This window comes from uncultured Clostridium sp. (assembly GCF_963515715.1).
In the GTDB taxonomy this organism is placed as follows: Bacteria; Bacillota; Clostridia; order Clostridiales; family Clostridiaceae; genus Clostridium_AW.
Map to the genome: position 1 here is coordinate 25,298 of NZ_CAUPZS010000018.1, position 21,758 is coordinate 47,055.

A 21,758-nucleotide genomic window follows, 5' to 3' on the forward strand; every position below is an offset into this window, starting at 1 on the left:
CCTCCTATTATATAGTACCTACATATACAACTTATAATATTTAAAGTTTTTAACAAATTACAAATATACTACTTGCTAATAAAATTATAACATATATCTATATATTTACATTATTGATTCTTTCTTGATTTTATTATATTATATTAATTAAATGTAATTTATTTGAAATAAAGGGGTTCTAGATGCGTAAAATAAATATAAAATTATTAAGTAAAACTATTATAAGCATTCTTATTATTATAGTATTTACATCATGTAATTCCACAAAACCAACTAACTCTAATGTAGATAAATATTTAAATAAAAATCATTCAAATTTAATCTTAGATAAGGATGATTTTTCTTCTTTCAACTTATTGGATAAGGATTTAAAACAAAATGAAATATTCTTAACTGGTGAGGTTCATGGAGCAGCTGCGAACGGAGAGCTAGAATTAAAATTTCTTAAATATCTAAAAGAAAAGACAAATATAAAATACTATCTATGTGAGTTACCCTATAGTCATGCATATTATTTAAATAAATATTTAAATACAGGAGATGAAAGTATATTAAAAGAACTATTTATAGAATGGAAAGATACTGCTAGCTATACTATAGAACATTACAATAAATGGATAGAAGTATATGAATTAAATAAAACTCTACCAGATGACGAGAAAATACAGGTGGTAGGAATTGATATAGAGCATCAACAAAATATAGCAATTCGTTATATGTATTCTTTAATACCTAAAAATGAACCACCTGAAGAAATAAAACCTGTTATAAAAAAATTACAGCATACATATGAAAATAATATAACCAATCCCCAAATATTAAAAAACCTTTCCCTGGACTTGAAAAAAAGTATTAATGAAAATTATGATATTTACAAAAGGTATTTAGGGGAAAAATTCTTTGACTTTAATTTAGTAACTGATAATTTATGTGTTAGCTTTGAATTCTCTCTAGACAATGCAACATTTTATAATCTAAGAGATATGCAGATGTATAAAAATTTTATACATATCTATAACACTTTGCCTAAAGGTAAATTTTATGGACAATTCGGTGCTTATCATGTCACCCAACGCAGCATATATGATAATACTTATTACCTAGCTTCACTAATGGAAAACGAAGAATCTCCAGTGAAAGGAAAAGTTATATCTATTATTTATATGTATAATAATTGTACAACTTATAATCCTATGCAAAGTCCAACAATCCATACAACAAATACATTAAGAGAAAATAATGTATTTAAAGATTATTTGAAAACAGATACTACTTTGTTTAAATTAAATGGTGGAAATTCTCCTTTTAATAAAAATTTAATTTGGCAGTTACAACCAAATAGTGGGATTCCAACTGAAGGTGTCACAACAGACTACTATCAATATATAGTTGTAATTAAAAATTCTCCGCCTATGGAAGAAATCAAATAGTTTCATACAAAAATAGTGGTTACAATTTCTAAATAATCTAAATAATTATAGACATAAGACTAACAATCAACTACAATATAAATCAATCGGAAATAAATAGATATTTAACCAATTATTTGGAAGGGGCAGATTTTAATGAAATATAGAAATGCTACATTAGAAGATATTCCTGCTATTTCAAAATTACAACAAAAGTATCATGTGTCAACTATAAGCGAAGAGGATAAAGCTAATGGATTTGTTACAACTTTATTTACTGAAGAGCAATTTAAGGAATTAATCCAAAAGGAAAGTGGACTTGCTATAGCCTGTGATGGTGACAAAGTTGTGGCTTATGCCATGGCTGCATCTTGGAAATATTGGTCGGCGTGGCCTCTGTTTCAACATATGATAAAGGACCTACCAAATACAAAGTATCTAGGTCAAATTCTTTCTACAGAAAATTCTTATCAATATGGACCAGTTTGCATTCACAAGGACTATCGTGGTTCAGAAGTACTTTTAAATATTTTTGAGTTCTCAAGAATTCAAATGAATAAAAGATACCCTATTTTAATTACTTTTATTAATAAAATCAATCCACGTTCTTATAATGCCCATACTAAAAAGCTTGGACTTGATGTAATTAAAACCTTTGAATTCAACAATAATCAATACTATGAATTAGGATATGACACATCGAAAAAGACTACAGGTTCTACTATTTAATATCATAAAATAAACCTGATAAAAGCTTACTTAAGCCTTTATCAGGTTTTATCCGATGACTAGCATCCGTAATACTCCCATCTTCTACAAGTGGAAGATAACGGATGCTACGTCCCTGGATAAGTTCTTCTAAGCTTCAGTTGGAGTAAGTATTCCTTTTAAGCAAATTCCATCTGAACCTAAGAATCACTTGATACTTATTCAGATATCTAATTTTTTATTTGCTTAAGTGACTAGTTCCAGAAATCTGTCTTATCTTTCAAGTTTATGGAAGAAGCTTTGAACACTGGATTCTTTCCATTCTTTCTCTGCTCAAGATAATCGTTCATACAAGCAATTACTGGATCTTTCAATATGAATATTGCTGGAATGTTAATTAACGCCATTGATGCCATAAGCACATCCGCTGTATCCCATGCAACACCGAATTCCATTCCTGTACCAAATAATATAACAATTACTGCTATAGTACGGAAAACATTGAAAGTGGTTTTGCTTGTTTTTTCACCAAATATATATTTCAAGTTAGATTCTGAGTAGAAGTAATTTCCAATTAAAGTTGTAAATCCAAATAGGAATAATGCAAATGTGAAGAAATGCTGTCCGAACACTCCGAAGTTATTGGTCAATGCAGCCACATTGTATGCTGCACCAGCAAGTTCTGGATCTGGAGAAACTCCCGAAGCTAAAAGCATTATTGCAGTTGCTGTACAAATTACCCATGTATCTAGATATACTGACATCATCTGAACCAATCCCTGTTTTGCTGGATGGGATACATCAGCTGCAGCTGCAGCATTTGGTGCAGAACCAATACCCGCTTCATTGGAATATAATCCTCTTTTTAATCCCATCATTATAGCTGATCCAGCGAAACCACCAAATATAGCCTTGAAGTCAAATGCTTGTGAGAATATATCAGCAAACATTGCTGGAACAATACCTATATTTTTAAATATTATGATAAATGCTGCGATAATATACATTATCGACATTATTGGAACAAGTAGTGAAGCAATTTCACTTAATTTCTTTCCACCACCAAAAATACTAAATCCAGTCAACGCTGCTAAAACTACTCCTACAATCATTGGAGTTGATTTTGGATTATAAAAACTATATGTTGCAAATGCAGAATTAATATTATATGCTGCTAGCATGTTGAAGCCCACCATATATGTTAGAATTAAAATTATTGCAAAAATCATACCTAAAGTCTTGTTCTTCAATCCATCTTCAATATAATGTGCTGGTCCACCATAGGAACCACCGTCCTTGTCACGCTTCTTGTAGATTTGTGCAAGAGTACTTTCAACGAAAGCAGATGATGCACCTAGAAAAGCTACAATCCACATCCAAAATACTGATCCGGCTCCACCTATACAAATTGCTGTAGATACACCAATAATATTTCCAGTTCCAACTCTGGAAGCTGTAGAAACCATCAAAGCCTGGAATGAGGACATGGCTTTTTCATTTTCTGCAGGTTCATTTACAACTTTTATAGATTCCTTTAGCAAACGAAGTTGAACAAATTTAGTTTTAAATGAAAAATACAATCCACCTCCAATTAATAGTATTGGTAAAAGATACGTATACAGAAAATTACTTAAATTGCCAATAAATTTTGCGTACATAAGACCCCTCCTTAAAATTTTGTGAAATCTTTGTTACTTATTTTGTAAGCGCTGTTTAATTAGTTCTACATATATCACCTTCTTTCCATAACACTGAAACAAAAATTATTTAGTTAATACACGACATTACTTAATTCTCTACTAAAACAATGTAATCCTAACTCATTTGAGAGGTATTCAAGGATATGATAACCTCCTATACTGTTTCCCTGAGCATCAATTGCAGGTCCAAAAACTCCGATTCCCATTTTATTTTCAGCAGAAGCTACGATACCTCCGCCTACGCCACTCTTTGCAGGCATCCCTACCCTAATGGCAAATTCTCCTGACCCATCATACATGCCACAGGTCACCATAAGAGACTTGACGATTTTTATAGTATATTTATCAATCAATCGAATTCCAGATTTAACTTCCACTCCATCGTTTGCTAGGATTGATGCATAGTTGGCCAAGTCATTGGTATTTATCTTGACTGAACACATTCTGAAATAAAATTTCAACGTCTCTTCCACATCCGTGTCAAGAACCCCGCTATTCTTCATCAGATATGCCATAGAGCGATTCAACATGCCTGTCTCATTTTCCGACATGTATATGTTTTCATCTACGTCAATTGAATCTCTTCCACAAAGACTACGTACCAATGCCAGATAATTCTCAAATTCATATTTATCAGCAATCAATCCAGCTACAGCGATGGCACCAGCATTAATAAAAGGATTTGATGGGCATTTATTCTTTGTTTCAAGTTTATCCAGGGAGTTAAATGGATCCCCTGAAGATTCCATACCTACTTTGCTAAACACATATTCTGATCGAAAATGCTCTAGAGCAAAGATTAGAGAAATCGTTTTCGAGATGCTTTGAATAGTGAATTCCTGCTGCCAATCTCCTGCATGGTATCTTCTGCCATCTATCGTCACTATGCTAACTCCAAGCAAATTCTTGTCCACTTTCGCTAATTCAGGAATATACGTTGCAACATTTCCTTTATTTATGTACTTACGACCATATTCCAATGCATCATTTAATACTTTGGCAATATTTTTGATTTCCATTTTATGAACCTACTTCCTAATATATTTAATTTCCTTATTATATATTATAATAACCCATTTGGTTAATATTCGGTAATATCTAAAAAATATAGCTACTATTCAAAAAATTTATAGCTATATTTTTTAGAATATGATAAACTCTAATATAATTCTTTGTAATTTACATACTTTACCATTGCCAAGATCAGAAAGGGGTTGTAATAATTTGAATGTTAATCAACTTGAAAGTTTTGTAACAGTTGCGGAATGTGGATCCATTAACAAAGCCGCGCAGAAATTATACATATCACAGCCTCATTTAAGCAATATAATCAAAGACTTAGAAAAGGCTATCGGATTTGAATTATTCAATCGAACCAACAGAGGAGTAAATCTGAACTCTGCCGGGGAGTATTTTCTTAAACACTCCAAATCCATACTAAACGAAATAGAAGCTTTAAAGAAATTCACACCTACAAATATTAAAATTTCAGATAAGTTACGTGTTTCCATGACTAAATTTACCCACATTATGGAAAGTTTCAATGAAGTTTGCAGCAGAACAGAAAACATCGATGAATTCACCTATCTTCTAAATGAAGGAACCACTAGGGATGTAATTATAGATGTGGCCAACGGATACACCGATGTCGGAATCATCCATTACGACATCCATGAAACTAAGAACATTCATTCTTTAATCGAAAAAAATGAATTAACTTGGAAAAAAATCGCAGAGTTTGCACCAGAAATCTGCGTTTCAAAGCATCATGAGTTAATTCAGCAAGGAAATATAATATCACTAGATTCCCTTAAAAAGTATGGTTTTGTTCGATACCTTGGACAATATGAGGATTTCATATACAATATCATGAAAAAAGGATCTCATAAGGATCTCAACAACTCAAGTAAGATAGTCTATGTATATGGACGAGCAACCTTAATGAATCTCATTTCCACAAGCAATTTCTATACCATAGGAATTAGAGAATTTGAAAATCAGGACGCAATGTTCGATGTTATATCAGTTCCCATTGAAGGCTGCGAAAATAGTGTCCTTTTTGAAGTGATAACAAGAAACAATGCGCAATTAAATGACAGGACACAGGAATTCATAACCAATGTTACAGAACGATTTCGTAGACTATCTGAACACAAGAGAGGTTAATAAAAAACAAACCTGATAACAGCTATCTCTAGCCATTATCAGGTTTCTGTTTTTTATTCCCACTCAATTGTCGCTGGTGGTTTTGAAGTTACATCATAAACTATTCTGTTTACGTTTTTAACTTCATTAACTATTCTTCTAGAAACCTTATCTAAAACTTCATAAGGTACTCTTGACCAATCTGAAGTCATTCCATCAGTTGAGTTTACTGCTCTTAGGGCTATAGTATGAGAATAAGTTCTCTCATCTCCCATAACTCCTACAGATTTAATATTTGGAAGACATGCAAAGTACTGCCAAATCACTTCATCTAAACCTGCATTAGCTACTTCTTCTCTGAATATAGCATCTGCTTCTCTTACTGTTTCTAGCTTATCTTCAGTAATTTCTCCTAGTACTCTTATAGCTAATCCTGGTCCTGGGAAAGGCTGTCTCCATACTAATTTATGTGGTATTCCTAATTCCTCTCCTACTGCTCTAACTTCATCTTTAAATAATTCTCTTAATGGTTCTATAAGTTTAAATTCGATGTCTTCTGGAAGCCCTCCTACATTATGGTGGCTCTTTATAGTTGCAGAAGTATTAGTTCCACTTTCCACTACGTCAGCATATATAGTTCCTTGTACTAAGAAATCAATTTCTCCTAGTTTATTTGCTTCTTCTTCAAATACTCTTATGAATTCTTCACCTATAATTTTTCTCTTTCTTTCAGGGTCTGACACTCCCTTTAATTTTCCTAAGAATCTTTCCTGAGCATTTACTCTTATTAGGTTCATATCAAACTGCTGTTTAAATACACTTTCAACCTGGTCACCTTCATCTTTTCTTAGTAGACCATGATCAACAAATATACATGTCAACTGTTTTCCTATGGCTTTATGAACTATAAGGGCTGCTACTGATGAGTCAACACCACCTGATAGCGCGCATATTACCTTTTTATCTCCAACTAATTCCTTAACTTCTCTGATTTTTTCTTCAGCAAAGGAAGACATTGACCAATCTCCCTTTAATCCGCAGATGTTAAAAAGGAAGTTTGATAACATCTTTTTTCCAAAAGGTGTGTGTTCTACTTCTGGGTGGAACTGAACACCGTATATTTTCTTTTCTTCATTAGCCATTGCTCCCACAGGACATACGCTAGTGTCCGCAACTATTGTAAATCCTTCTGGAGCTTTTGATACATAGTCTGTATGGCTCATCCAACAGCTTTCTTCCATCTCTATTCCTTCAAATAGAGAACAGCCGCTGCTTATCTTTACTTCAGTTTTTCCATATTCTCTTACCTTAGCGCTTTCTACAACTCCACCTAAAGTATGAGATATAAGTTGGTGTCCGTAGCATATTCCAAGCACTGGAACCCCTAGATTAAAAATTTCTTTATCTATCTTTGGTGAATCCTCTCCATAAACACTGTTAGGTCCACCTGTAAATATTATCCCTTTAGGATTTTTTTCTTTAATCTGTTCTATTGAATAATTATAAGGTATTATTTCACAATAAACGTGGTTATCTCTTACACGTCTAGCGATAAGTTGATTATATTGGCCTCCAAAATCTATGACAAGAACTAATTCTCTTTCCATAATATCCTCCAAATCTTATTGATTTACACTGTAGTTTGGTGCTTCTTTAGTAATTGATATATCATGAGGGTGACTTTCTCTTAATCCTGAAGCTGTTTGTTCTACAAAAATAGCAGTTTTATAAAGCTCTTCAAGGGTTTTAGCTCCTAAATAACCCATTCCCGAACGTATTCCACCTAAAAGTTGATATATTGTATCAGTAACTGATCCTTTGTATGGAACTCTTCCTTCTACTCCTTCTGGAACAAGCTTTTTATTGTCTTCTTGGAAATATCTATCCTTACTTCCACAAGCCATCGCAGCTAGGGATCCCATTCCTCTATACACTTTATAGCTTCTTCCTTGATATATTTCTGTTTCTCCTGGTGATTCTTCACAACCTGCAAACATTGAACCCAACATGCATATTTTAGCTCCTGCTGCAAGTGCTTTTACTATATCTCCTGAGTATTTAAGTCCACCATCAGCTATTATAGGTACTCCATGTTTTTCAGCTTCTTCTACACAATCCATAACTGCTGTAAGTTGAGGAACTCCTACTCCCGCAACTACTCTAGTTGTACAAATTGATCCTGGTCCTATACCTACTTTTACACAATCAGCTCCTGCAAGAATTAAATCTCTTGTAGCTTCTGCTGTCGCAACATTTCCTGCAATTACTTGAAGTTCTGGATATTTTTCTTTTATTTTTCTAACTCCTTCTAAAACTCCTTTAGAATGTCCATGAGCAGTATCTATCGTTACCACGTCCACATTAGCCTCTACTAGAGCCTTAACTCTGTCTAACATGTCTGCAGTGACTCCTACTGCTGCACCACATAACAATCTTCCTTTTGAGTCTTTAGCACTATTAGGGAACTGTTTTACTTTTTCTATATCCTTTATAGTTATAAGTCCTCTTAAGTTAGAATTTGAATCTACTAATGGTAACTTTTCTATCTTATGTTTCATCAATATTTCTTTTGCTTCTTCTATTGTAGTGTCTTCTGGAGCTGTTATTAGATTTTCTTTTGTCATTACTTCTGAAATCTTTTTAGAGTAGTCATTTTCAAATACTATATCTCTATTTGTAATAATTCCTACTAGCTTTCCGTTAACTGTTATAGGAACGCCTGAAATTCTATATCTGCTCATTAAATCTAGTGCATCTTGTACAGAATTGTCTGGGGATAAGAAGAAAGGATCTGTTATAACGCCATTTTCTTGTCTCTTAACTCTATCTACTTCAAATGCTTGTTGTTCAATGGACATATTTTTATGTATAATGCCTATTCCGCCTTCTCTTGCTATAGCAATTGCCATTCTTGATTCAGTTACTGTATCCATTCCAGCACTCATCAATGGAATATTCAATTTTATTTTTTTAGTTAAATAAGTAGCTAAACTTGCATCTTTAGGTAATATTTCTGATTTATTAGGAACTAGTAAAACGTCATCAAAAGTATACCCCTTCTTTAAAATTATTGCCATAAAACTTTCCACTCCTTTATATATTATAAATTAGTATATTTTATTTTTGCCTAAACACAAAAAAACATGCTAATTCTATAAGTGAAATTAGCATGTCCAATTTGCATGCAACAATTCCACCCATAGTCGGGAATTTAAGGCTCCCGGTAGATACTCCCTGCCATATCCAGGGGATATATGAGTAATATATTATTCGACTAAAACGAACTGTTTACACTATTTTATTGATAATTTTACATTTTGTCAATTATTTTATGAAAGCTTTTTGAAAGATTTTATATCAAATTTACATAAAAGCTCATATAAATGTTTATAATTGCATCTCCCATTAAAATTGCAAAAAAAGCTCCCAATGCAATAAATGGTCCAAAAGGTATTGGATCCTTCCTAGTTTTTCTCTTAGTACATAACAAAAATAGAGATATTATGGCCCCTATGACAAAAGACAAAAACATCATAACTATGGAGAGCTTAACTCCTAAAAACAGACCACATATAAAGAATATCTCCACATCTCCCCACCCCATACCTCTTGTAATCAGTATTATTAATGTTATTATAATGGCGGGAATTATTCCCCCTAAAAAATAATATAAGTAATTATAAACTCCATAGCCACTATTTATTCCTTCGATAGCCAAAATTATTACTCCACAAAGAACCCCAAAAACAGTGGTTTTAAAGTAAATATTCATGGTGTCTATATCTATTAGAGATATTACAATTAATAACGAAATCAAAATTAAATACTTAAGAGAATATAAAGAAAAGCCATACTTAATAAATACCAATACATATGAAATGCCAGTAATAAGCTCCATTATAGCATATCTTGAAGATATCTTTTCTTTGCAGTATCTACATTGTCCTTTTAAGAATAAATAGCTAGCTATAGGTATTAAGTCCTTCCAAATCAATCTATTATTACAATTGGTACAATGAGAAGGAGGCAATACTATACCTTCCTCCCTTGGTATCCTATATATACATACATTTAAAAAGCTACCTATACATAGACCTACTATAAAAATCAACACATACATTAATATTACATAAAACAAAGTATCTGCTCCTTTACCTAAACATCTCTGGAATTGAGTCAAAGCCTATTTTGTTGTGATAAAAATCATATTTTTTAATTTTTTCTATTTCTTCATTGCTTAATTCTACATAATGATAAAAGCTTATCTCCACTTCTATATAGTTGCTTCTTATGATTCCTATACTCTCTGGTGATAAATTGTTTTCCTCATCCATTGAGAATAGTTTAATGCTTTTAACATTTAATTTTCTCTTTGTTATTTTATCTAAACTCTTTATATACTTTTCAATATTATTTTTTTCTCCATTTACCTTTAAAAGAATCTCTAGTCTAATTATATCCTCTTCTAATTCTCCTTCCTTTTCCTTTAATTTCTTTTCTTTTACTTCATTTTCTTTTACTTCATTTTCTTTTACTTCCCTTGTGTCTTTTTCATCTTCTAAAAAACCTTCTTGGGATAAGGAAAATTCAACTTCTTCCCCATTTATGCCGTAATCTTTACAGGATTTATAAAAATCATAAACTAGCTGTGGAGTATCTATTTCTTTAGCAATTAATTTGTCCAATTCTTCTATACTTTTCTTCAAAGCCTCGTTTTCATTTTTCACATTTTTAATATTATTTTTGGTTTTTATAAGCTCTTCTAGTTCATCTTCTCTCTCAATATATTCTTCTTTACATACCTTTAGATCATTGTATTTAGGCTGAAGAATATATTGGTAAACCATATAATTTAAAGATAAAGCAATTACAATTATTAAAAATATTACTATACCCTTATTACTATTCTCCATAATGCTCTTTCACACCTTTATTACGGATTTTTTATTTCTAATATTATAGTATCTTCATTCTCTGTATCATCTAATTTAATGCTTTCTATTTCCTTCTTCTTAAATAAATTCATGTTGTTTATGGCGATATATAAATTAGCTCTATCCATAGTACTACTATCAATATTTACTTTTAATTCTATTTTATCTTTCTCTATATGAATACTCTCAACTAATATATTAGAAGGTAACCCATGTCTAAATTCCTCTAGATAATAAATATGTTCTACGCCCTCCACCTTAATTCTCTCTAAAGATTTTTGATCTTTTTCATATAACTTCCTTTGCTTCATTAGCAAATTGTACTCTTCTTTCGCTCCGCCAAACATTTTAATTTTTTCTTCTAATCTAGTAATATCAAAGCTATTGATCTTTCTATTTATTAAATAAGAGGATAATCCACTCCATAAAAAAGTTAGAATCACTAAAGATGAAACTAAAACTATATATTGTTTATTATCTCTAGAAGCTCCATCAAGGCTATTGAACTTAAGTGATTTTTTAAAATCTATACCCTTAAAATCACATCCAAATACATCAGAAAAAAAATCTATATCTTCTATTTCTTTTGTAACGTATCTTCTAAAAACTTTATCTATTCCTATTTCTAATGGAATATCAATTTGTTTTTTTAGTTCTTCTAAAAACCCATTCTCTTTAGGAACCTTTCCCAATATGTATATTTTATCTACTTTACTGCCAAAATGTCTTGTTGAGTAAAAATTTAAAAAATATCCTATATTATCTAATACTTCCTCATAATTTTCTTCAATATTGCCATAGACATGGGAGCTGGAATGTAGAAACAACTTATTTCCATTTAGAATAGTAATATTATTACCATCCTTAACAAAATCCACTATAGCTATACTATTATCTTCCCTTTTCTTTAGTAAATTTGCTATACATTCAGGGTATATGGTGATTTTTTCAATTTTAACTTCTAGTTTTTCTAAATATCCATGTATATCATTAAGTTTAGTTTTAGGTATTACTGCTAATAATAAGCTAAATTTCTTTACTTTATCCGAAGATACCTCCACTATTCTATAGTCATAATAATAATCTTGCATGTTTACAGTAAAGTAATCATTTATATTATTCTTTATAAAAGATTGCAATTCTTTTTTCTTCATATAAGGGGTTTCTACTAGCCTTGTTATTACACCATCTAAAGCGAGAATGACGATAGCCATTTTACTGACTACATTATTTTCTTCAATAAAAAGCTTTGAATCCATAATAGTTTTTTCATTACTATACATAGAATTATTTTCAACTTTAACAGCTAGAGTTTTATGGTTTTTTAATATTGTTTTATTAAACTTGTATTCCATCAATACTAAATCAATAGTATCCTCATTAAATCTAAATATAACTTTATTCTTTGGCAAATTTAATTCCCCCATTTAAAAGATTAATTTATGCCATTTGACATTTGAAGTATGGGCATTGCTATTGCTATTATAATAATCCCTACAAAGAGTCCTATTACTAAAGTGAATATGGGCTCTACTAAGGTCATCATCTTATTAATATTTCCTTCAACCTTTTTATCATATATATCTGTTAATTTAAAAAACATTTCTTCTAATTTACCAGTTTCTTCACCGATTTTAATCATTTGTATGGCTAAAGTATCAAAGAGTCCTTCATTTTCTAGGGCCTCCCCTATACTTATTCCATTTATTATCTCTCCTTTTGCTTTGCTTATCTTAAGGCCTATATACTTATTTTCTATAATCATTTCTATATTTTCTAAGGCATTTATTATAGGTACAGCAGACTTCATAAAAATCCCCATACTTCTTGAAAACCTATTTATGATTACATTTCTTTTCAATTCCCCTAATAGTGGTACACCTAAGGATAGCCTATCTATATATGACCCTACTCTCGAAACTCTCAAAATAAAATTTAATATTATAACACCTGCTATTAGTAAAATAGACAATAGAAAAATATTATTATTTACAAAATTCATTGTTCCGAGTAGGATTTGGGTTATAAATGGTAAATTCTCTACATCTTCAAATATCTGTTTTAATTTATTTAACACAAAAAAGTTAAAGAAAAATATCATGGCCATGGTAAGCATAAGCAATACTGTTGGATATACAGAAGCTCCTTTTATTTTGCTTTTTATTTGAGCTTCCCTTCTATAAAAACTCTCCATATTAAATAATACCTCATCTAAATTGCCGCTTAATTCACCGGAATAAACCATATCAATTAATAATTGTGGAAAAATCCCAGAGACCTTCATAGAATTAGCAAAGGTTTCCCCTTTTCTAAGTCCAATCAATACTTCTTCTGCAGCTTCCTTGAATTTTTTATCTTGACTCGCTATTATCTCCAATCCCTTTACTATACTTACTCCGGTATTTATTATTATGGCAACTTGTCCACAAAAACTAGCTATATCATTATCCTTAAGCTTTTTCTTTTTAATAGTTAAATTATAAATAGATTTTTTCTTTTTAAGGTATATTACCTTTAAACCCTTCTCTTTTAGCTTTTCCATTGCAAACTCTTCTGATTGTTCTTCTATATATCCTTTTATAATTTGAAAGTTCTCATTACTAGCTTTATATACAAATTTCATCATATCAATCAACCTTCTTAATAACCATAAGTCACTCTTAACATCTCATCCACAGTGGTTACACCTTTTATAACTTTTTCAATACAGGATTCCCTTAATAATATTGTGGCATTTTTAATACCTTGTTCTTCTATGGCTCTTTCACCTTTTCTTAAGTCAATTATATTCTTCATTTCCCTATCTATTTCTAGTATTTCAAATATAGCCGTCCTTCCTTTGTAGCCTGTATGATTACAGATGCTACATCCTTTTCCCCTTCTTAAAACCCTTTTTTCCTTTAGGCCTAAAAGCCTCATGTCCTTTTCTTCTGAAATATATTCTTCTACACAACTTGGACAAATTCTTCTTACAAGCCTTTGAGCTACTATTCCAATTACCGTTGATGAAAGTAAAAAAGGCTCTACTCCCATATCCTCTAGCCTTGTTATGGCCCCTGAGGCATTATTAGTATGAATAGTAGATAACACTAAGTGACCAGTTAATGCGGATCTTACAGATATCTCTGCTGTTTCATTATCTCTTATTTCTCCTACCAATATAATATCTGGATCCTGCCTTAAAATGCTTCTCAATCCAGATGCAAAGGTAAAACCTATCTTGTTATTTACTTGCATTTGGTTTATTCCTTTAAGGTTATATTCAACTGGATCCTCTATGGTCACTATATTCTTTGATTCATCATTTAATAGGTTTAATAAAGAGTACAATGTGGTAGTCTTCCCGCTTCCTGTAGGGCCACATACCAATATGATGCCGTAAGGTTTTGAGATTATTTCCTTTAGTTTTTCTTCTTCATTAAGATTTAACCCTATCTTATCTAATCCTAGGGAAAAGTTACTTTTATCTAGGATTCTCATTACAACTTTTTCTCCGAGTATAGTAGGTATTATGGAAATTCTTAAATCTACGTTTTTTCCCTTTGCTCTGTAGTTAACTCTTCCATCCTGTGGTATTCTTTTTTCTGCAATATTCAAATCTCCCATTATTTTTATTCTGCTTATTACAGCTTCAATCATACCGATATCTACCCTAATTATCTCTCTTAAAACTCCGTCTATTCTGTATCTTACCCTCATCTCTTCCTCTTCAGCCTCTATATGTATATCTGAAGCGTTGTTTAGTATAGCATTATCTATTACCGTATTTATAAATTTAATTATTGGAGCAGACTCTTCATCTGAAATTTCTTCTAATTCATTGGTGGATCTTTTATATCCATATACTTTTCCATAATTCTCTGCTGCTTTTTCAGCTTTACTCTTACCATAATATCTTTCAATATTTTCTAGTATAATACCTCTTAGGGATATAGATGTTTTTACCACATAACCCGTTACGGCTTTTATATCTTCTATAGCAAAATAATTTAATGGGTCAGCCATTACCACAAGCAATCTTCCATTTATTATATCTATAGGTAAAAGCTCATATTTTCTCGCCATGGTCTCTGGAATTATTTCAATTATTTCTGGCCTTATATTCAATTCATATAAATTTATATATTCTATACCTAGCTGTTTTTTAACCGCATCTACAATCTGTTCTTCTGTAGCAAAGCCCTTTGTAATAAGCAAAGTTCCCAGCTTTTCTCCTGTTTCCCTTTGAAGGATTAACGCTCTATTTAAAATTTCATCTGTAATAAGTCCAGAATCAATAAGTATTTCTCCTAATCTTTTTCTTATTTTCCCCATCGATTTTCTCCTTACATTTTATGTTCTAATTTAAAGGGTAAGTCCTTTATATTAAATTTCTGAAATTTAACTTTAGCACCTCCTGATATTTGAACGTCTTTTGCCACTATAATACCCGCAAAAGATGAGCCTGCCCCAACGTTAACTGTGCCATTAGGGGCAAATAATATTCCATTTACATTTACATTGCCGCTCAATGTTATATCCTCTTTACTTACCACATTCACCTTTGAATATGACTGCCATGAGGGAAACCTATAGCTGTCTTCAAATAAAACTTTCATTCCATCACTGGCTGTCCCCTCCGTGATAGAATGTTTTTTTATATATTTAAATCCTTTTTCTATATACCACTCCTCTAATTCTAATGAAGGTACCCATATGTTTGGAAAATTAATTTTATCAACTTTTTTCCCTTCTACATCAATCCAATGCTGAACATCCAGCTTTCCTGTATAATATAAAGTTTTATATATATAAGAATCTCCATTTAAATTAACATCTCCATCAATATATATGGAACTAGAATTATCATCATTCCCTATTCTTGCACTGCCCTCCAAATCTAAATTATGACTTATATATATGTTTGCTGCAGAAATACTTATGCCACCGGTTAATTTCATAGTGTTGTCCTTATCATCTCTAACAATTATAGTAGAATCAGGGGCCTCTACTGCAGCACCACCTGAAACATCTAAATAGTTAGCTACAATGACACAATTTCCCCACTGCCCGTCTTTTTCCTCTTCAGGCTTATCTATTATAGCCACATTCTTTTTAGTGGTGACATAAAACTCTTCTTCTCTATCCTTATTAAATTTATCTTTTATTAGTATTTTTACACTAAAAAGATTATCTAATTTATCTATTACAAACCCTCCAAGAGGGATATTTTCAATTAAAATAAATCTATCTTCATTGTCCTCTCTAATTATCTTATATACCTTTTCTCCATTAATAGCTCCCTGCTCTTCTTTGATATACTTAACTTCTCTTCCATTATTTCCTATGCAATATATAATTTCTTCTGTCTCATTATATGTAAGGCTATCGCTACTTTGTAAATCCTTAGTAATCCATTCCACTGTAACTCTTATATCATTTTGCTTATTTACATTATTAATTTGTTTATTAATAAAAATAGAGGAGGAATTTATAACTGAATAAGCTAGACCTACAATAAAGGAAAATATGCCTATTACTATTATCAGTTCTACTAAAGTAAAGCCTTTCTTAAATTTTTTACTCCCTTTCATAGCATTCCTCCTAGAAATGTCTTTAATTTTTTTCTTCCCAGTGAATTATTTCCCCATTCTCTAGAGAAAAATCTAGTAATATTCTGTATTTATCCTGTCCATCGATAATAGCCTGGGAAATAACCTTCCCTATTTTACTTTCATCATCTATGGTTTCATAAGAATATATATACTTTCCTATCCCTTCTACAGTCCCTTCTCCAGTAAAATCTTTCATCTCTTCATCCTTAAATAATTTACTATTATAAGTGTAGAATGCTTCCTCTATTCCAGCTTCAGCTAGTTTCTTTACTATAATTCTCTCTTTACTTCTCTTATTTATAATTATTTCGTTGTTAATAGATACTAAAAGGGCTGCACTTAAGCTTACAAGTACTATTCCTGTAATTATTGCAAGGGGGAGAGCATAGGCTTTTTTATGCTTTCTAGTATGCTTCATTTTTCTCTACGCCCTCCCTTTGTTCCTCATCCTCTATATCAGGGATGTATATCTTCGTCCCTAGTTTTACAACACTATTGCTATCCTGAGGATGAACTTCCACCAATATATCTACTAATTCTCCTACTTCACTATCTTCTCTTAATATAAATTTCATGTATACACCATATTTTATGCCCTCTTTAGTATCTTCTTTGTAATATCCACCTTCACTGATATTAAAACTTAAACTCATAATATAATTTTCTAGTGTTTCTAAATCTTTAATTTCTCCATTTTCCTTTTTAGCTTTAATAAGCTCTAAGTAGTTTTGTGCTATAATAGTCCCCTCTAATCCTTGTTTATTTTTGTTACCTGCTTTCAAAGAGGAATATGCCACACTTGAAAAAATAGCTACAGTACCTATTATCAGTACCATAGCTATGATCACCTCTACTAAGGTAAATCCACTTTTATATTTTTTAATTTTAATCATTTTACCAGCCCTTTATTCGGGAATTCTATGAGTAATTCTAATTCTCACTGTGTAGGTATTATCATCATTTAGTCCATACATAACAAAACCTTTATTATTTCCTTCTACTCCATCTAAATCTAAATCTATTTTCGCTGCCGCCTTTAATGGAACTTTATCAAATTCTAATTCTACAATATCTCCATGTGTATTTATTTTATAAATGCCAGCCCATGGATTTTTACTTGGCCACTTTTCTAAATACGGCCCATCCCAATTATCTAATTTCTTATTATTCTTATCTTTACCTGTTATAAACAATCCTTCTAGTGTTGCATCATACATAGATGGCCACTTCCCTGTATCCGTATAATAGTTCAAAGTTGCTGTTTTTATAGCCCTATAATCAGACTCCACTGTAGCTACTTTACTTTTTTCTATGGCTTTAAATGCATTTGGAGCTATTATGGTTGCAAGTATAGCTATTATAGCAATAATCACTAAAAGCTCTACTAATGTAAAACCCTCTTTAATCTTTTTCATAATTAAGTTCATCCCCTATTGTGAAATTATTATAGTTACAGTATAAGTTCCACCGCTTGTTGTATATATTACAATTCCGCCATCTGGATTTTCTGTTCCATCCAAATCTAAATCTATTTTTTTTGCTGCTTTCTCTGGAACTTTATCTAACTCTAATTTTACAGTATCGCCTGATGTAACTATTTTATAAGTTCCACCCCATGGATTCTTATTTGGCCACTTTTCTAGATAAGGTCCATTCCAATTTGGTTCAAGACCACTTCCCTTAATAAACAAGTTTTCTTCATCTTTACCCTTTTCCTCTTTGTTTGGCCATAGTCCCATATCAGAATAATAACTTAGTGTGGCTGTCTTTATTGCTCTATAGTCTGACTCCGCTGTGGCTACTTTACTTTTTTCGATTGCTTTGAATGCATTTGGTGCAATAATTGCTGCTAGAATTGCTATGATTGCAATTACTACTAAAAGCTCTACTAGAGTAAAAGCTTTTTTTACCTTTTTCATTTTCATCCCATCCCTTCATTTTTTACATAATTATTAAATAAAAATAAAACCCTATATTCATACGAGTATGAATATAGGGTGGGTTGCATCACTAACTCCATACACACCATAGATGCCCAACTTAGATGTGTACTTCAAAGTTCCCCTAAATAATTAATATTATTCAATTACAATTCTATCATTTTTTTCCAAATTATACAATATAGAAATATAGACATATTAACATATAGACAAACTAATAAATTTATAATATATTTAATAATGTTCTAAATAACTAATAATACAATTGGGGGCATTAAATATGATAGCTTTCGAAAGAAAATTTAATAGGATGTTTCTTAGAAGTGTAAGAGAAGCTGTGGCTACTTATAATATGATAGAATCTGGTGATAGAGTTGGGGTAGGCCTATCTGGGGGTAAAGATAGTGTATTCTTACTTTTTGTACTAAAGCTTATTCAACTTACTGCCATTAAAGACTTTTCAATAATAGGCATAAACATAGATATGGATTTAGGTATGGATTTATCTCCATTACAATCCTTTTGTATGGAAAATGATATACCACTGATTATAGAGAAAACTAATATTGCAGAAGTAGTTTTTGATGATAGAAAAGAAAAAAATCCCTGTTCCTTATGTTCAACCTTAAGGAAAGGTGCTTTGATTAGAGTTGCTGGGTTTAATAACATAAATAAATTAGCATTGGGCCATAACAGTGATGATGTTATCGAAACCCTATTTATGAATATTTTAAAGGTAGGTAAATTAGGAACTTTTCACCCTAATATACACTTTGAAGATAAAAAAATAAACATAATTAGACCTTTAGTTTATATAAGAGAAGATTTTATTGAAAAATTTGTAAGAGAAAATAACCTTCCTGTGATTAAAAGCTTATGTCCCGTAGATAAAAAAACTACAAGAGAAGAAATGAAAAATCTTCTTATAAAATTAGAAGAAAGTTATCCAGATGCTCAAAGAAAGTTATTAACATCATTAACAAATGTAGATTTAAAAAACATGTGGAAACAAAAATAAAAATGCTCTGCATTTTTTATTGAAGAGTGAAGAAAAACGGAAGGAATTTCAGATTTACTGAAATTCCCTCCTTTATTTTTAACTTTTAATTCTTCACTTTTAACTAAAAATACAAGGCATTTTTTAGTACATTCCGTCCATTCCCATTCCCATTCCTGGTGCTGGCATTGGAGTGCTATTCTTTTCTGGAACATCTACTACTGCCGCTTCAGTTGTTAAGAATGTTGCAGCAATGGATGCAGCGTTTTGTAATGCTGATCTTGTAACCTTAGTTGGGTCAACTATACCAGCTTTTATCATGTTAACATACTTTTCATTTAATGCATCGTATCCTGTTCCTGGTTCGCTTGCTCTTACTTTTTCAATTATAACTGAACCTTCTGCTCCTGCATTGTAAGCTATCTGTCTTACTGGTTCTTCTAGAGCTTTTCTTATTATATCTATTCCAACTTTTATGTCATGTACTTCTGAATCTAGTTCTTCAACTTTACAGATTACATCAACAAAAGCTGTTCCACCACCTGGAACTATTCCTTCTTCAACAGCTGCTTTTGTAGCTGCTAATGCATCTTCTATTCTTAATTTATTTTCTTTTAATTCAGTTTCAGTAGCAGCTCCAACCTTAACTACAGCTACTCCACCAGCAAGTTTTGCAAGTCTTTCCTGTAATTTTTCTTTATCGAATTCAGAAGTTGTTTCTTCTATTTGAGCTTTTATCTGATCTACTCTATATTTTATATCTTCTTTATTTCCTCTGCCATTAACTACAGTAGTAGTTTCTTTAGTTATCCTAACTGACTCAGCTGAACCTAACATTTCAATTGTAACATCTTTTAATTCTCTTCCTAATTCTTCAGATATTACTTCTCCACCAGTTAAAGTAGCTATATCTTGAAGCATTTCTTTTCTTCTATCTCCAAATCCTGGAGCTTTAACTGCTACGCAAGTGAATGTTCCTCTTAATTTATTAACAATTAAAGTAGTTAATGCTTCTCCTTCAACATCTTCACATACGATTAATAACTTTCTTCCCTGTTGAACTATTTGTTCAAGAATTGGAAGAATTTCTTGTATATTTGATATCTTCTTATCTGTAATTAATATATATGGTTCATCTAAATTAGCTTCCATTTTTTCTGCATCAGTGGACATATATGCACTTACATATCCTCTGTCAAACTGCATTCCTTCAACAACGTCTAATTCAGTTGCCATACTCTTTGATTCTTCAATTGTGATAACACCTTCGTTACCTACTTTTTCCATAGCACCAGCTATTAACTGACCTATTTCTTCGTCTCCAGCTGAAATAGCTGCAACTCTTGCTATATCTTCTTTTCCTTCTACCTGTTTTGAAATCTTTTGGATTTCTTCTACAGCTTTATTTACAGCCATCTGTATTCCACGTCTAACAAGCATTGGATTAGCTCCTGCTGTTACATTCTTTAATCCTTCTCTTATTATAGCCTGTGCAAGTAATGTAGCTGTAGTTGTTCCATCTCCCGCTACATCATTAGTTTTTGTAGCAACTTCTTTTACTAATTGAGCTCCCATATTTTCATAAGCATCTTCAAGCTCAATTTCTCTTGCTATAGTAACACCATCATTTGTTATTAATGGTGATCCAAACTTTTTATCTAAAACAACGTTTCTTCCCTTTGGTCCAAGTGTAACCTTAACTGTGTCAGCAAGTTTATCTACACCTCTTTGCATAGATCTTCTTGATTCTTCGCCAAATAATATGTTCTTTGCCATTTGCAAAACCTCCTCAATATTATCAATTTGGATTATTCTAGAACAGCTAGAATTTCATCCTGTTTCAATATTGTATATTCAATTCCGTCAACCTTTACTTCATTTCCTGCATATTTTGAAAACAGCACTCTGTCTCCTACTTTTACTTCCATTACAACTTCTTTTCCGTTGATCATTCCTCCTGGACCAACTGCAACAACCTCAGCTTCTTGTGGTTTTTCCTTTGCACTTCCTGGAAGAACTATTCCACTTTTAGTAGTTTCCTCAACTTCAATTCTTTTAATAACAACTCTGTCACCAAGTGGTCTAACTCTCATTTAAACCCCTCCTTAATGTTTTTTATATATAATAATGAAATTTAAAACTTTTCTTGTTAGCACTCATCATCTACGAGTGCTAATACAATTATAATAATAAATAATACCATTTATTATATCAACTCTAATAATTGAATCTATTTTGTATTATATCATGATTATGGCAAAATATTCATACATATCTTTATTTATTGCCCTATTCCTATTTTTTACTCCAAATCCCTTTTAAATCTTCTAA

20 protein-coding genes and 2 riboswitches are annotated in these 21,758 nt (G+C 31.4%); of the genes, 4 read left to right on the forward strand and 16 right to left on the reverse strand.

All coding sequences use genetic code 11. The features are described 5' to 3' along the window. Positions 1–182 precede the first annotated feature (182 nt). Together RYO54_RS12775 and RYO54_RS12780 are read left to right on the forward strand one after the other, a co-directional pair. Positions 183–1,430, forward strand: a complete 1,248-nt coding sequence (locus tag RYO54_RS12775; protein ID WP_315119347.1) for a hypothetical protein — start codon at positions 183–185, stop codon at positions 1,428–1,430. Between the two features lie 135 nt (positions 1,431–1,565). Continuing rightward, entirely contained in the window at positions 1,566–2,138 is a 573-nt protein-coding gene (locus RYO54_RS12780; RefSeq protein ID WP_315119350.1) for a GNAT family acetyltransferase, read from the forward strand. Positions 2,139–2,371: 233 nt separating this feature from the next. On the opposite strand, the gene RYO54_RS12785 is transcribed toward RYO54_RS12780, so the two are convergent. After that, positions 2,372–3,775, reverse strand: coding sequence for an alanine/glycine:cation symporter family protein (locus tag RYO54_RS12785; protein WP_315119353.1), 1,404 nt, complete (start codon positions 3,773–3,775; stop codon positions 2,372–2,374). Positions 3,776–3,888: 113 nt separating this feature from the next. After that, positions 3,889–4,821 (reverse strand): glutaminase A, encoded by a 933-nt coding sequence (glsA, locus tag RYO54_RS12790; protein WP_315119496.1) that lies wholly within the window; start codon positions 4,819–4,821, stop codon positions 3,889–3,891. 220 nt (positions 4,822–5,041) lie between these two features. On the opposite strand from glsA, the gene RYO54_RS12795 reads away from it, so the two are divergent. Then, a complete protein-coding gene (locus RYO54_RS12795; RefSeq protein ID WP_315119355.1) occupies positions 5,042–5,983 on the forward strand; it encodes a LysR family transcriptional regulator in 942 nt (313 codons plus the stop codon). A gap of 53 nt (positions 5,984–6,036) precedes the next feature. On the opposite strand, the gene guaA is transcribed toward RYO54_RS12795, so the two are convergent. The 12 genes from guaA to RYO54_RS12855 form a co-directional block, all read right to left on the reverse strand. Further along, complete coding sequence (gene guaA / locus RYO54_RS12800; protein ID WP_315119358.1) at positions 6,037–7,569, reverse strand: glutamine-hydrolyzing GMP synthase; 1,533 nt, start codon at positions 7,567–7,569, stop codon at positions 6,037–6,039. Positions 7,570–7,584: 15 nt separating this feature from the next. Beyond that, positions 7,585–9,039, reverse strand: a complete 1,455-nt coding sequence (gene guaB / locus RYO54_RS12805) for an IMP dehydrogenase (protein ID WP_315119361.1) — start codon at positions 9,037–9,039, stop codon at positions 7,585–7,587. 103 nt (positions 9,040–9,142) lie between these two features. Further along, positions 9,143–9,240: riboswitch (purine riboswitch) on the reverse strand. Positions 9,241–9,314: 74 nt separating this feature from the next. Further along, the gene (locus RYO54_RS12810) at positions 9,315–10,082 is read right to left on the reverse strand and encodes a prepilin peptidase (RefSeq protein ID WP_315119499.1); all 768 of its coding nucleotides are present in this window, start codon (positions 10,080–10,082) and stop codon (positions 9,315–9,317) included. Positions 10,083–10,113: 31 nt separating this feature from the next. Beyond that, positions 10,114–10,875, reverse strand: coding sequence for a hypothetical protein (locus RYO54_RS12815; protein WP_315119364.1), 762 nt, complete (start codon positions 10,873–10,875; stop codon positions 10,114–10,116). Positions 10,876–10,895: 20 nt separating this feature from the next. After that, the gene (locus RYO54_RS12820; protein WP_315119367.1) at positions 10,896–12,308 is read right to left on the reverse strand and encodes a hypothetical protein; all 1,413 of its coding nucleotides are present in this window, start codon (positions 12,306–12,308) and stop codon (positions 10,896–10,898) included. Between the two features lie 23 nt (positions 12,309–12,331). Next, positions 12,332–13,522 (reverse strand): type II secretion system F family protein, encoded by a 1,191-nt coding sequence (locus RYO54_RS12825; RefSeq protein WP_315119368.1) that lies wholly within the window; start codon positions 13,520–13,522, stop codon positions 12,332–12,334. A gap of 14 nt (positions 13,523–13,536) precedes the next feature. Beyond that, positions 13,537–15,210 (reverse strand): GspE/PulE family protein, encoded by a 1,674-nt coding sequence (locus RYO54_RS12830; RefSeq protein ID WP_315119370.1) that lies wholly within the window; start codon positions 15,208–15,210, stop codon positions 13,537–13,539. An 11-nt stretch (positions 15,211–15,221) separates the two neighbouring features. Beyond that, positions 15,222–16,469 carry a prepilin-type N-terminal cleavage/methylation domain-containing protein gene (locus RYO54_RS12835; protein ID WP_315119373.1) on the reverse strand — a complete coding sequence of 416 codons (1,248 nt, stop codon included), beginning with the start codon at positions 16,467–16,469 and terminating at the stop codon, positions 15,222–15,224. Between the two features lie 22 nt (positions 16,470–16,491). Continuing rightward, a complete protein-coding gene (locus RYO54_RS12840) occupies positions 16,492–16,908 on the reverse strand; it encodes a hypothetical protein (RefSeq protein ID WP_315119375.1) in 417 nt (138 codons plus the stop codon). Further along, complete coding sequence (locus tag RYO54_RS12845; RefSeq protein ID WP_315119378.1) at positions 16,895–17,383, reverse strand: type II secretion system protein; 489 nt, start codon at positions 17,381–17,383, stop codon at positions 16,895–16,897. The genes RYO54_RS12840 and RYO54_RS12845 overlap by 14 nt, the downstream gene beginning before the upstream one ends. A 12-nt stretch (positions 17,384–17,395) precedes the next feature. After that, positions 17,396–17,905, reverse strand: a complete 510-nt coding sequence (locus tag RYO54_RS12850; RefSeq protein WP_315119380.1) for a type II secretion system protein GspG — start codon at positions 17,903–17,905, stop codon at positions 17,396–17,398. Between the two features lie 15 nt (positions 17,906–17,920). Continuing rightward, entirely contained in the window at positions 17,921–18,409 is a 489-nt protein-coding gene (locus tag RYO54_RS12855) for a type II secretion system protein GspG (RefSeq protein WP_315119383.1), read from the reverse strand. Between the two features lie 68 nt (positions 18,410–18,477). Beyond that, a riboswitch (cyclic di-GMP riboswitch) is annotated at positions 18,478–18,563 on the reverse strand. A 147-nt stretch (positions 18,564–18,710) separates the two neighbouring features. Between RYO54_RS12855 and RYO54_RS12860 the strand changes: the two genes are divergently transcribed. Next, positions 18,711–19,448, forward strand: a complete 738-nt coding sequence (locus RYO54_RS12860) for an ATP-binding protein (RefSeq protein WP_315119386.1) — start codon at positions 18,711–18,713, stop codon at positions 19,446–19,448. 123 nt (positions 19,449–19,571) lie between these two features. On the opposite strand, the gene groL is transcribed toward RYO54_RS12860, so the two are convergent. Next, positions 19,572–21,203 (reverse strand): chaperonin GroEL, encoded by a 1,632-nt coding sequence (groL, locus tag RYO54_RS12865; RefSeq protein ID WP_315119389.1) that lies wholly within the window; start codon positions 21,201–21,203, stop codon positions 19,572–19,574. A gap of 32 nt (positions 21,204–21,235) precedes the next feature. Then, a complete protein-coding gene (gene groES / locus RYO54_RS12870) occupies positions 21,236–21,520 on the reverse strand; it encodes a co-chaperone GroES (protein ID WP_315119391.1) in 285 nt (94 codons plus the stop codon). Positions 21,521–21,758 lie beyond the last annotated feature (238 nt).

Excerpts from the sequence above, each read along its gene's own strand:
- RYO54_RS12775 (WP_315119347.1), top strand. The coding sequence starts at position 183 with ATGCGTAAAATAAATATAAAATTATTAAGTAAAACTATTATAAGCATT.
- RYO54_RS12780 (WP_315119350.1), top strand. The coding sequence starts at position 1,566 with ATGAAATATAGAAATGCTACATTAGAAGATATTCCTGCTATTTCAAAA.
- RYO54_RS12785 (WP_315119353.1), bottom strand. The coding sequence starts at position 3,775 with ATGTACGCAAAATTTATTGGCAATTTAAGTAATTTTCTGTATACGTAT.
- guaA (WP_315119358.1), bottom strand. The coding sequence starts at position 7,569 with ATGGAAAGAGAATTAGTTCTTGTCATAGATTTTGGAGGCCAATATAAT.
- guaB (WP_315119361.1), bottom strand. The coding sequence starts at position 9,039 with ATGGCAATAATTTTAAAGAAGGGGTATACTTTTGATGACGTTTTACTA.
- RYO54_RS12810 (WP_315119499.1), bottom strand. The coding sequence starts at position 10,082 with ATGTATGTGTTGATTTTTATAGTAGGTCTATGTATAGGTAGCTTTTTA.
- RYO54_RS12815 (WP_315119364.1), bottom strand. The coding sequence starts at position 10,875 with ATGGAGAATAGTAATAAGGGTATAGTAATATTTTTAATAATTGTAATT.
- RYO54_RS12825 (WP_315119368.1), bottom strand. The coding sequence starts at position 13,522 with ATGATGAAATTTGTATATAAAGCTAGTAATGAGAACTTTCAAATTATA.
- RYO54_RS12830 (WP_315119370.1), bottom strand. The coding sequence starts at position 15,210 with ATGGGGAAAATAAGAAAAAGATTAGGAGAAATACTTATTGATTCTGGA.
- RYO54_RS12835 (WP_315119373.1), bottom strand. The coding sequence starts at position 16,469 with ATGAAAGGGAGTAAAAAATTTAAGAAAGGCTTTACTTTAGTAGAACTG.
- RYO54_RS12840 (WP_315119375.1), bottom strand. The coding sequence starts at position 16,908 with ATGAAGCATACTAGAAAGCATAAAAAAGCCTATGCTCTCCCCCTTGCA.
- RYO54_RS12845 (WP_315119378.1), bottom strand. The coding sequence starts at position 17,383 with ATGATTAAAATTAAAAAATATAAAAGTGGATTTACCTTAGTAGAGGTG.
- RYO54_RS12850 (WP_315119380.1), bottom strand. The coding sequence starts at position 17,905 with ATGAAAAAGATTAAAGAGGGTTTTACATTAGTAGAGCTTTTAGTGATT.
- RYO54_RS12855 (WP_315119383.1), bottom strand. The coding sequence starts at position 18,409 with ATGAAAAAGGTAAAAAAAGCTTTTACTCTAGTAGAGCTTTTAGTAGTA.
- RYO54_RS12860 (WP_315119386.1), top strand. The coding sequence starts at position 18,711 with ATGATAGCTTTCGAAAGAAAATTTAATAGGATGTTTCTTAGAAGTGTA.
- groL (WP_315119389.1), bottom strand. The coding sequence starts at position 21,203 with ATGGCAAAGAACATATTATTTGGCGAAGAATCAAGAAGATCTATGCAA.
- groES (WP_315119391.1), bottom strand. The coding sequence starts at position 21,520 with ATGAGAGTTAGACCACTTGGTGACAGAGTTGTTATTAAAAGAATTGAA.